This window comes from Ruegeria sp. AK4 (assembly GCF_056541025.1).
The window spans coordinates 1-11351 of the sequence record NZ_JBQFXS010000042.1; the positions used below are offsets into that span (position 1 = coordinate 1).

Annotated in this window: 12 protein-coding genes; 8 read left to right on the forward strand and 4 right to left on the reverse strand. The window is 50.8% G+C overall.

Annotated features, from left to right (window positions below; all coding sequences use genetic code 11):
- The first annotated feature begins 213 nt into the window (after positions 1 to 213).
- Entirely contained in the window at positions 214 to 477 is a 264-nt protein-coding gene (locus ACR0EZ_RS25300) for a helix-turn-helix transcriptional regulator (RefSeq protein ID WP_480617581.1), read from the forward strand.
- The gene (locus ACR0EZ_RS25305; RefSeq protein ID WP_480617583.1) at positions 478 to 1500 is read left to right on the forward strand and encodes a hypothetical protein; all 1023 of its coding nucleotides are present in this window, start codon (positions 478 to 480) and stop codon (positions 1498 to 1500) included. It begins immediately after the preceding gene.
- Positions 1501 to 1692: 192 nt separating this feature from the next.
- Here ACR0EZ_RS25305 and ACR0EZ_RS25310 read toward each other — a convergent pair whose 3' ends face one another.
- Positions 1693 to 1998 carry an ArsR/SmtB family transcription factor gene (locus ACR0EZ_RS25310; RefSeq protein ID WP_480617584.1) on the reverse strand — a complete coding sequence of 102 codons (306 nt, stop codon included), beginning with the start codon at positions 1996 to 1998 and terminating at the stop codon, positions 1693 to 1695.
- A 170-nt stretch (positions 1999 to 2168) separates the two neighbouring features.
- Here ACR0EZ_RS25310 and ACR0EZ_RS25315 point away from each other — a divergent pair, with 170 nt between their 5' ends.
- On the forward strand, positions 2169 to 2336 hold the full coding sequence (locus ACR0EZ_RS25315) for a hypothetical protein (protein WP_480617585.1): 168 nt from the start codon (positions 2169 to 2171) through the stop codon (positions 2334 to 2336).
- Positions 2337 to 2506: 170 nt separating this feature from the next.
- Here ACR0EZ_RS25315 and ACR0EZ_RS25320 read toward each other — a convergent pair whose 3' ends face one another.
- Positions 2507 to 2869, reverse strand: coding sequence for a GNAT family N-acetyltransferase (locus tag ACR0EZ_RS25320; protein ID WP_480617586.1), 363 nt, complete (start codon positions 2867 to 2869; stop codon positions 2507 to 2509).
- Between the two features lie 229 nt (positions 2870 to 3098).
- Between ACR0EZ_RS25320 and ACR0EZ_RS25325 the strand changes: the two genes are divergently transcribed.
- The 4 genes from ACR0EZ_RS25325 to ACR0EZ_RS25340 all read left to right on the forward strand — a co-directional run bounded on the left by ACR0EZ_RS25325 (position 3099) and on the right by ACR0EZ_RS25340 (position 9641).
- A complete protein-coding gene (locus ACR0EZ_RS25325; protein ID WP_480617587.1) occupies positions 3099 to 3272 on the forward strand; it encodes a hypothetical protein in 174 nt (57 codons plus the stop codon).
- 49 nt (positions 3273 to 3321) lie between these two features.
- The gene (locus tag ACR0EZ_RS25330; protein WP_480617588.1) at positions 3322 to 3465 is read left to right on the forward strand and encodes a hypothetical protein; all 144 of its coding nucleotides are present in this window, start codon (positions 3322 to 3324) and stop codon (positions 3463 to 3465) included.
- Positions 3466 to 5145: 1680 nt separating this feature from the next.
- Positions 5146 to 6825: a BCCT family transporter gene (locus ACR0EZ_RS25335; RefSeq protein ID WP_480617589.1), complete on the forward strand. Its 1680-nt coding sequence runs from the start codon at positions 5146 to 5148 to the stop codon at positions 6823 to 6825.
- A 368-nt stretch (positions 6826 to 7193) separates the two neighbouring features.
- A complete protein-coding gene (locus tag ACR0EZ_RS25340) occupies positions 7194 to 9641 on the forward strand; it encodes a S8 family serine peptidase (RefSeq protein WP_480617590.1) in 2448 nt (815 codons plus the stop codon).
- Positions 9642 to 9932: 291 nt separating this feature from the next.
- Here ACR0EZ_RS25340 and ACR0EZ_RS25345 read toward each other — a convergent pair whose 3' ends face one another.
- A complete protein-coding gene (locus ACR0EZ_RS25345) occupies positions 9933 to 10166 on the reverse strand; it encodes an HGGxSTG domain-containing protein (protein WP_480617591.1) in 234 nt (77 codons plus the stop codon).
- A 176-nt stretch (positions 10167 to 10342) separates the two neighbouring features.
- Between ACR0EZ_RS25345 and ACR0EZ_RS25350 the strand changes: the two genes are divergently transcribed.
- Positions 10343 to 10609 carry a hypothetical protein gene (locus ACR0EZ_RS25350; protein ID WP_480617592.1) on the forward strand — a complete coding sequence of 89 codons (267 nt, stop codon included), beginning with the start codon at positions 10343 to 10345 and terminating at the stop codon, positions 10607 to 10609.
- A gap of 118 nt (positions 10610 to 10727) precedes the next feature.
- On the opposite strand, the gene ACR0EZ_RS25355 is transcribed toward ACR0EZ_RS25350, so the two are convergent.
- Complete coding sequence (locus tag ACR0EZ_RS25355; protein ID WP_480617594.1) at positions 10728 to 11132, reverse strand: PaaI family thioesterase; 405 nt, start codon at positions 11130 to 11132, stop codon at positions 10728 to 10730.
- Positions 11133 to 11351 lie beyond the last annotated feature (219 nt).

Genomic DNA, 11351 nt, shown 5'->3' on the forward strand with positions numbered 1-11351 from the left:
GCTGCTGCCGCAGTTTTTCAACTTCCGAGATTTTGTGGCGATAAACGGCGTCCGAACATTTTGGGAGGCCGTTGTGGATGAAGTTGTCGTAATCTCCAACAGGTTGGATCGGTCCAGACACACTTTTTCCGTTCGCGCTGGCGCGTTGTTCTGGCATTGCTAAGTCCTCCGGTTGTGGTATTGATAGAAATCATATCATAACGAGCAGTGAGAATGTCAATAGAAATTCTATCAATTAGGCAAATCAAGGCCGCAAGAGCACTGCTGGCCTGGTCTCAGGTGGATTTGGCTGAGCGTTCGGGTGTGTCTTACCCCACGATAGCCCGCCTCGAGACAAAAGATGGTCCTGTGGGCGGCAGAAAGGAGACGGCCAAAGCGATCCGCGCCGCCTTCGAAGCCCAGGGAATTCAGTTCCTAGACGAAGGCGATACGGCCAATGGGGTTGGGGTGGTTTTGACCAAGTCGAGACAGGGGTGAATGGTGACCATACTGTGTCTAGTTCGAGATAGAAGAAATGGTGGCTGGGCAGCCTTTGCTGACTGCCTAATCACCTCGGACGCGGATAGTGAGGGGATTTCACTGCGGTCACCGCTCCGGCTTGACTATGGGCATAAGGAAATAGTTGGCTTTTCCGAAGTCGCTTTTGAAGAAAAACTAGCGTTTGTTGAAGACGGAATGATATTTGGTTGGGCGGGCGAGAGGACTGAAGCAGTCCAGAAATTAAAAGAGATTAAAAACCGCAAATCTAACAATGACATAGTTAAAATCTTGGCAGGAGGAAGCAACACATATTTTGTTGCTCCCAGTCAAAGCACTAAGGATAACGAAATCAAGTTTGTTGCGCCAGGTGGCCAGATCCAGGAAGTCACATCAGGGGACTATGACTTCATTTTTGCGGGAAGCGGGAGTCACATACTCAAAGGCCTCAAGTTTACCTCTCGACCTATTCCACTTGCAAAAGGCGCACCTGACGCAGCTTGGGCGGCACTAAGTGCGGTTTCTAGATTTCTTTTAGAGGAAATGTCCGGTCAAGCCAGCCAATTTTACAGCTTGAGGACGGGCGGCCACTATCAGGTTTACTATGCATCTCCCTCTGGAATTCGGCAGTTACGTTTCTCGATGAACCACTGGATTTTAGGTCAAAATGATGAACCAGAGGTCGCAAGTATGACGCTTCCGTTCATCAAGGATCAGTTCGAGTGCTTTGTTGAAATAAGAGTCAAAGAAGGTTGGCACATGGCAATAACCAACGGAACAATTGCTCTTTCACCAATACTTCAGTCGCCAAGGAAAAATGGGCGAATTTCGATTAACCTTCTCGAAGTATTGAAATCCGAACTGCCTGACTGCACATTTCACGTTTGCTGGGGAGAGAACGGGCACGAGACGTTTATTAGTTCCGCACAAGAACCTCGGTTTGAGTTTTCCGCAGAGGAAATAGTAAAGTTACCCTACTCAGAGTCTACCTTAGAAACGGTTCGAAAGTTGCTCCGTGATTAATGGCCATACTCAAACCCAATTTAGCGAAGGATTGGCCTCCACATTCGTATGCTACTAGTGTTCGTCTGTGATATGGTTATTCGGGATGTTCCGAAAACTGCAAATCGGCCCCGACCCCCTGCTACATCCGCTACATGGGATTTGCTCCACCGTGGCGCGAAACCATGCATATCTGCACTGGTTGACTGATGTTTATTGTTGGCCTTCGTCAGTGCAAAATAGCTCATAAACCACACTGAGAACGCCGTGCACTTTGGTATCGCTGATTTTGTAGTAAACCGACTTTCCGTCGCGCCTATCAGAAATCAATCCTTCCAACCTAAGGCGAGACAAGTACTGTGATGTAGCCGCTTGCCCTAGGGACAGTGCATCCTGAATTTCACTGACGGACTTTTCGCCTGTTAACAAATAGCAGAGAATTTTCAGGCGACTTTCATGAGAAATCGCCTTTAGAAAGTTCGATGCAGCAAGTGCGTTTTCATTCATCTCGGCGTGCATGACATGTTCCTTACTGCGAATCTTGGCTTATGTGCACCCCCTCGGACCAACGAGCACAAAACCGCTCTGGTCAACCGCCAATGGTGAATTGCCTGTCAGAATCGCGAGCTTTCGGGTATGCAACTTATCAGTTAGGTACCCAACGTTTCATTCTGCTCTGAGGTGTTGCCATGACCTTTGTACGCACTCCAACTGATTATCACGCCGCGCTCCGGGAAATTGAATTTCTCTGGGGTGCTGAGCCTGACACGGACGAAGCCAAACAGCTTGAAGAATATCTTTCAGCCGTTGACCGATACGAAAAACTCAACAGGCCAGCACAAGAAACGCAGCAATAAGCGTAACCCACCAGAATCGATGTGCGGGCCTGTGAATGCGATATCAGCGATGACGAACACATAGACTGAATAGGCCTAATGCGCCTGACGGGCTTAATTTGGGCCTCTCCGGCGATTGCTGACAATACTCGCATTACGAGTTCGAACGCGCAGTTATTTCTACCGGCGCACTAACGAAGCTCCATGACCATCTCAACCTCTCCACCGACAATCCTACCAGTCGGGGAAAAGCCGAACTTCTTGTAGAGCGGCAATGCGCCACCTGGTTCATCGACAACGCTGATGACCAGCTTAGCGCGACCCATCTTTTCAGCCAGCGCCTTCACAAACTCTAAGGCCGAAAAACCATAGCCTTTACCCTGATGCTCTTGGTCGACCATCAATCGCCAAACGTAAATTCCGTCAGGGTCATCACCTTCGTCTAGGTCTGCCTCGGGATGGGTCATATCGACTAAGGCCAGAAACCCGACGGCCATGTCCCCAACCCAAATACCGTAGATTTCCGACCCAGGTTCAAAGATGGACTGGGCCATTGTCATCAGGTTTGATGCAACGAACGTTCTCTGTCCATCGCGCACTTTTAGTTCCGCCAGAGGCCGCAGTGTTTCTCTAGAGAATGGACGAAATTCAGGCATGAGCAATCACTATCAGAGTATTATCGACGCGAAAATGGTCGGAGCATCGACGCTTGTGGACAGGCTACCAGAATCGCGCGATATCAGATATTGAGTCTCATATTGATTTATGACTTGAGGTTTCACTATGGATATTGTTCGCACTCCGAACGAGTACCGCGCTGCGCTGCTGGAAATCGAACTGTTGTGGGGTTCTGAACCGGATACCGACGAAGGTAAGAAATTGGCGGAATACTTATCCGCAGTGGACCAATACGAACAGCTAACCAACTCAACACCTGACGCGCAGAGGGTGGCTTAATTCTCAACCGGGCATCACCTGAAGCGCTTCTCTGCAATGGAGGATCGAGATGAACAGGACTGTTATCATTATCGCCGCCGTTGTGGTTGTTGTTACCCTGGGTTTGACCATGATGCGGTCGGGCGGCGAAGATGCGGGGGGTGGTGAAGGCACTGGTGGTGACGAAGCCACACCGACTACGGCGACGGAATAAGCAGGCTGGGGCCGTGTGCGCCGCTCTCAACATTCACGAGCTGAACGGACAATGCCTGTTTCCCGCCGCAAGAAAAGTGCTTCTAAGAAGACTGCAATTGAATGTGAAAGTACCCACGCCAACAAGTGTATGGGGGAGTTGGCGCGGGCACATTAAGTAATGCATGATATAACATTACACACTCACAGGCACCACGAAAATACTATTGATGAGTTTCAGTCAAGCATTATTGCATCGACAACGGCCAAGTCGATACATCTGTTCGACGAATTCCGCCCACCTTACTTTCGCGATTTCCAACACTGCGGGTTCGATTTCTCACTCCGCCGCATTGGTGCACTTTTTCCGACGTAGCGTCACATTGGCAATCACAATCATCTCAAAGTTGACGTAAAGGTAAGCCACATAATGATTTTTTGACCACCCAGTCAAAAAGTGACACAGAACTCCGATTTCTTCCCCCTTACGTCTCAAAACGAAGCTCCTACATCCGCCGTGTCGCTGCGGGTTGGCACTCACGGAAGGCGATCCTTGAGCCCAGACACCAGCTTGGCTCGGATCGGGCCCGCAGCGACAAGATTTGAGTTTCATTTTGGGAGGGGAAGAATTTGGTACGGAATGTCATAATTGCCCTTCGGAGGGTTCAAACCGAAGAAAGCCAGAGTGCGCATCTTGACGATGAAGAGCACGAGATGCACCTGGACGAAGAACATGGCAGTTCCAGATTGAAGAAAGAAGAGATACGGGCTCTGTTTCACAATGAGTTTGTAGAGATGGAAAGAGGCCTGCCCAAGCCTCCTCAGTAACTTGCCTACGGCAAATGCCCGCGTTGGGTGATACAGCTTTGCTACAGGTCAAGTTCCAAGTGTTATCGGGAAACACAGTGTAAAATGTTTAGCGCTTTCCTTGAGCGGGTTTGCGCTCCCGACACAGCGGGTTTTCGCGCCCAAATCTGCACCCAACTTGCGAGTGACCAAAATTGCTCTATGTCGAGCCAACCTGGGAGCGGTAAACGAAATGAAACTCAGCGCCTTGGAAATCGTTTGCATAATTCTTGCCAGCTCGGTCGCAGCGGCGGGGTTTGTAGGAGCGGCAAGCGTATTGATTTCGGTGATTTGAGTTACCCTTTTCCGACGTTGAGGAAACAGATCACCGGCCCGCTGAGCCGGTCTAACAGGTTCTGATGGCGCACTGAGCGCCGGAACCGCCTAAATGCGCCTAAAGAGTATACGCTGAACCTCTCCTGAGACTCTGGGGAATAGCCCCATTTTTGATACACCGCTGGCAGGATGATGAGCTTGTTTCAACCTCGCCCCAATTAATTCAGCAAACCCAGTTAGGCATTAGCAACGCTAATGCCAATTATTAAAAATCAGCTACTGCACAGGCGATCCGATTATAAGATAAAACCAATAAAAATCAGCGCACAGATGACGAAGAGAACGAGACATTGGAAAATTTGTTGATGGCCTGCAGCCATAAAAATATCTGCGGTCCAGGGCCCCTAATCGCGCCCCAGTAAAAAAACTTCAACGGCGGCCACAAACTTTGTTTGAAAGCTTGGGCCGGACATAAATTCTCAAACAATGACAGCAAACACCAGGCTTTCGACGTTTTGGTGCTCGGGTCGCAGTGCTTCAACCAATCACTTAGTTAAATCAACAACAGGGACATGACAAAATGGCGATACAGCCTCCACTTTCTGACCTCCCGATAAAGACTGCAGACAACGGTTTTTATCGTGGCTTCAGCGTTAACGTGACCGTAATCAGCAAGATAATCATAAGCCTTTTGGTCGTCTGGTGCATTGTTTGGCCAACGCAAGCCGGCAGAATACTGGGCGACTGGAACGCCGCCATTCTGGCGCAGTTTGCTGCCTGGTATATTTGGGTTGTAACCGGGTTTGTAATAGTCTGCATCGGCTTGGCGATTTGGCCTGCTGCCGGACGGTTGAATCTTGGGGCAAAGGGCGAAAAACCGGAGTTTTCCAACTTTTCGTGGTTTTCGATGATGTTTGGCGCTGGGATCGGTGTGGGGATGTTGACCTGGGCCGTGGCAGAGCCTGTGGCACATTTCAAAAATAACCCCTCGGTCATACAGGGCGTTACGACAGCTCTGGACGCAGACAATGTACGCACCGCTTACGTTTGGTCTTATTTGCATTGGGGACTGGGTGCATGGGCTTGCTACGCGATTGCGGGTCTGGCGCTTGCATTCTTCAGTTATCGCAGAGGATTGCCACTGACTATCCGGTCGTCGTTAACACCTCTTTTTGGAAAGGCTCTCTCCGGCAACCTTGGACACGTTATTGATATCGTCGCTGTCGTCGCAACAATTTTGGGTGTAGCTCAGACACTCGGATTTGGTGTCGAGCAATTTGTGGCAGGCTTAACGCGCATCGGCATCGGTGGGCTGGCACATGCAGATGGCTCCGCCACGACGCTTGGTATCATTGTTGCCTTACTTGTCATAATGGGGGCTTCGACCTTGTCAGCCCTTTCCGGCGTCGGCAAAGGCATCAAATGGCTGTCCAACATTAACATGGCGTTGTCCATTTTTCTGCTGGGGTTCTTCATCCTTTTCGGCGCAACGTTCTTTGGTGCGAAGGCATTCTTCGTAGGTATCTGGGATTACCTCGTCGCCCTGCCTTGGCTGAGCTTCAACGTTTATGCCTCCGACGGCGTTGAAGGATCAGAATCCTTCCTGCTGGCGCAATGGCAAGGATGGTGGCCGGTATTTTACTGGGCATGGTGGATCGCGTTTGCACCATTTGTGGGACTGTTCCTTGCGCGCATCTCTCGTGGTCGATCCATTCGTGAATTTGTGCTTGGGGCGATGATTGTGCCTTCGCTCATGTGCTTCGTCTGGTTCGCATGGGCAGGCGGCACGGCAATTGACCTTGAGCTGAATGGTAACGCAAATGGTGTGATCCTGGATGCGGCCAACGGCGACAAGATTTTTGCAATGACCGAATACATGCTCGCACCCATTGCACAGTTCCTCGCATGGGCAATGGCGGTTGTTATTGTGATACTGCTGATGACGTTCCTTGTGACCTCTGCTGACTCCGCCGTGTTAATCGTGAACACAATCAATGCTGCTGGAGATGAAGGTCCCAAGGCACGGCCACATATCGTCTTCTGGGGCGCTGCGCTTGCGCTTGTGGTCGGCGGATTGCTGATTTCTGGTGGTACAGGCGCTATTCAGACGGCCATGGTCATTGGGGCACTTCCATTCTCCATTGTCATGGCGCTGATGTGCCTCGCACTCATCAAGGCAATTTGGAACGATGGTCGTCGTGAAGCTGCAGGTGTTGCATCGACAATTGATCCAGAAACTTCAACGATGCCCGCTGAATAGGTATCGCTTTTCGCTCTGTGACCTCAGTTGGAATCTGGGGTCACAGGCAACGCCTGGTTAAAACCTCTGTCACTGGCACTAGAGTTTTCTGCTCCGTGCAGCCATCTTTCGACAACCTTCCTTGCAATACTTGGCGTCGATGCGCTTCCACTCGGGCATAAGCTCACCGCAATAGGCGCAGTTCCAGCCTCGGGAATAGTTTTGCGCCAGCTTGCCCGTCCGGCGCGGAACTCCCATGCCATCAACAGGGAAAAAGCCGCCGTTGGCGCATGTGCTATACTGTCCAGCATTCAACACGATTCGATTTGTTCGAGGGCCTTTCGGCAGACTGGAACCCAACCATCTCAATTTAAACAAGGAGAATTTCCATGGAATTCATTTACGAAGCCAATGGAGAAAAGGTCTCACTTACAGTTTCCGAAGATTTTGTTGCAATTCGCTTCAAGGAACCTGCACCCTACAGCGCACGATTGGCTGGAGTATCGCGTCCAGAGTTTGGTAAATTTGAACAGCGTTTCGAGATACCGAAGGAAAAATTTACAGTTTTTCCAGTTGCTCAATCTCCTGTGACTCCAAAAACGCGGCTTAACATGGCGTTCGAAAGCGTAAAAGATGACGCGACGGTCGAGCGCACGTCTCCAGTTTTTGTTTTTGGTAGTAGCTTTGGCGTAGCAACAGACCGTTTGCTGATTGGATTAAAGTCAGGAACAAGTGCCACAAAATTCTTCAAGCAGTATGATCTTGAAGTCGCCGAAAAGAACGGAAACGAGTATGTCGTCACACTGGGTGCTGGCAAGGATCCATTTGATGCTATCGCCACATTGGATAAGCAAAGCCAGGTTGAATACATTGAGCCTGACTTTGTCGTCTTTGGAGGGCACACGGTTAGAAAACAAAATAGTAGGGCATCGGCAAATGACCCTTTAGCCGATGAACAATACGCAATCGACATAACGCAGGCCCGGGATGCTTGGAAGTTGGCTGTTGGTGATCCCAGCGTAAAGATAGCAATCCTGGATGAAGGAGTTGACACTCTACACGAGGACCTCGCTACAGCAATCGTCGGATCTTTCGACGGTGCCGACAATGATAGTTTTCAGGAGCCGAATGCTTGGGACGCACACGGCACCGCTTGTGCAGGGCTGGCCGCTGCAATTCACGGAAACGAAAAAGGTGTAATGGGTGTCGGTGGTGGCTGCTCCATACTTGCAGTTCGAATAGCGTACTCACCCCGACCTGGTGACGATTGGATTACACGCAACTCTTGGATCAGACGTGCTATTGATTGGTCATGGCAGAACGGCGCTGATGTACTGAGCAACTCTTGGGGCGGAGGAGCGCCATCGACCGCAATTACAAATGCGTTTGAGAGGGCGAGAACCCAAGGTCGCAATGGAAAAGGCAGTGTCTTGGTGGTTGCTGCAGGTAATGCAAACACTTTGCACGACTATCCCAGCAACTTGGACAACGTGCTGTCGGTGTCGGCGAGCAACGAATTTGACGAACCTAAAACTCCGACCAGCCAAGATGGAGAACACTGGTGGGGGTCCAATTTCGGGCCGAAAATCGATGTCGCTGCTCCAGGTGTCCACAACTATACGACGGATAACTCGGGCTCGGATGGTTACAATGATTCCCCAGCGCCCAATGGAAATTACTTTGCGAGTTTCAATGGAACTTCGTCTTCGACGCCGATTGTTGCGGGAGCGGTCGGATTGGTCTTGTCAGTGAACCCTCAGTTAACCGAATTGGAGGCGCGGGAAATAATTCGCTCGACGGCTGACAAAGTCGGGCCGTTGCCATATGTCAACGGACGAAACGACCGTATGGGTCAAGGGCGCTTGAACGTATTTCGTGCGGTAAAAGCGGCACTGGGTGAGCAGGACCGGGTGGTGCCTACCGGGCTGCATGCACCTGTGACGAACACGGATCCTGACAGCGAAATTGAGGTCGACGTTTTGACCTCTCATCCCCCAACCAAAGGATCAGCAAAGTCCACTAAAGCCAAGACTAGGTATGGCGTCGAGGAGATTGGCGGTAAGATTGAAACATCGGCTGTAATCCGATCCGCACCAGAAACTGAAGGACTAAGGGATATTGCCGAAGCTTCGTTCGGTGCTCCCGATTTCGGTCCCGAAACGGTTCATGGTGTTGATGACCGGGTACAAGTCGTTCGCACACAAAACTACCCTTGGCGTGTGCATGCTTCATTGCTCATCACCGCGCGTGATGGGTCACGATGGATTGGAACGGCTTGGTTCATTGGCCCACATACTTTGGTCACTGCAGGTCACGTGGTTTATATCACCAACAGTCCAGTGGCGGAACGAAATGGTTGGGTCGAACGGATCGATGTAATGCCCGGACGAAATGGTGCGGAATTACCATACGGTTCCGTGAGGAGTGAGATGTTTCATTCTGTCGTCGGTTGGACCGAAAACGCAAACCCTCAGTATGACTATGGCGCTATAACAATTCCCACAAATCTTGGGGACCAAGTTGGGACCATAGGTTTCGGCGTATTATCCAAGTCTGAGATTCTGGGTTCCATTGGCAATCTCTCTGGGTACCCTGGTGATAAGCCCACCGGCACCCAGTGGTATCACAACAATCGAATTGCTTCGGTAGCAACCAGAAAGGTTTATTACGATATCGACACAGCCGGAGGCCAAAGTGGATCAGCAGTGTATCGGATTGACAATAATGGTGATCGGACGGCGTTCGGAATACACGCATATGGGGGCGGAGTGACGAATTCTGCAACCAGGATCACTACTCCAGTCCACGACAATTTTGTTAACTGGCTCGCCGTCTGAGTTGTATGTCTGGCGGGCCGATGCAAATTGAGATTCAAGTCTTAGGGCCTGACGGGAAACCGATTTCAGATGCACGGTTGATGCTCACATCAGACAAGCTAGCGTCGCCAGATATTGCGGCGCTAAGCGATGTTCAAGGCAAGGCGTCGCTAGGCGCGTCCAAGAACACAGTTTACCATATCACTTGTGTTACAGACGAGTACGAAATCAACCGCCAAGCCATATCTGTCGGAGATGATGACCTAATTGAAGTAGTCATAAGACTAACCCAATAGCTTCACTAAAAACCAACTATAGCGCAGCCTGTTCCATTTCTCGCGCCAACTCAATCAGGCGGTTGCGCTCAGCCCATAGGGCGATTTTGGCCTCAGAGATACGCTTACGGCCCTCTGGTGTCTTTGCGCCGGTTGAAGCTCTTCCATGCAGGCGGCAGCGGACCTTGCCTTCGACGGGTGCGGCCACACCATTCTGAAACAACGAGAAAGGATCAAACGGAAGACACTCGAAACCCGGCGCTTGCTTCACCGCAAATCCGCCGCATAATCAAACCAACCAGATGCGCCAGATCCTCTCTTAGCTCAGGCAGCCATCTGTCCCAAAATCCCTGACAACGGACACTCGACACAGGTGGGATGATAATCGATAGCGGTGTGCTGGGAGATTTTTTCGGCAGGGTGGTCTTCGATAGCGGCCAAGTTTTCATGTTTGACACACCCGTGGGCAGCTACAACGTTGGTGACAATCACACCGTTCTAATCACCCTGTTCCCGGAAAGCATGGTGTACCGCCTGGCAATGTTTGGAGACGCGTCACTTGATGGGGCGTTTGCAGAAGCCAACCTGCGAGAACTTGAAGGAACGCCGCAAAACGAGGGTTTCATTGATGTTTCGGTGACCGCATCTTCGGACCAAAACCGCTTCTACGTTATGGACGAATTAAAGGTTTCGCTTAGTGACCTTGGAGAGTGAATTGGAAAGCGCCAGCGGCCGAAAGCCATATCACCTGCAGCCATCGCAACAAATGCGTTGGATTTTGCCGCGAACATAGACGTCCCTAGCGGTCGGCCCCCAGCGCCAATCCACCCATTCAGTCAGACCAGTCGAGCGTTAGCTGTGTTTGGGTAACTATTGCTGCGGTACGACCATCGGGCCGCGTGACGGTCGTCTGCCAAATCATCGTTTTACGGCCCCGATGCAAAGGGGTGCAGGTCAACGTGATTTCATCGCCAATTTGTATTGGTCGAATGAAGTTGGTTTTGCTTTCGAGAGTCGTGGTGCTGGCACCTTCAGTAAGATTAGCCGCCGCAGCAACACCACCTATTGAGTCTGCTGCCCCCATTATCGCTCCGCCATGCATCACGCCGTTCCGATTACCCATATCATCTCGAACCAACAGCGTTGCGACGACCTTATCTGATGAAACAGTCATCAAAACCAAGCCCATCGATTGGGAGTAAGGTGGCAACCAGTCTTGAATGTCTTCTTTATCCATCTTGCAACGATGGTTACTGATAGACCGACCCTCATTCAAGGTGGTGTAAATTCGAGCAACAGGAGCCCATGACGAAGTTTGAGAAGGGCTGATCAGCCAGCCGGATCAGACTTCTCACCCTCACCGCAAAGAACGACTTGCATTCCGTCGGCGTCATACGGCTGCAGAAGCTCAAAAGCTTCGTCAGGACTTCCATCCATCCACTGTTCATAGTCGTCT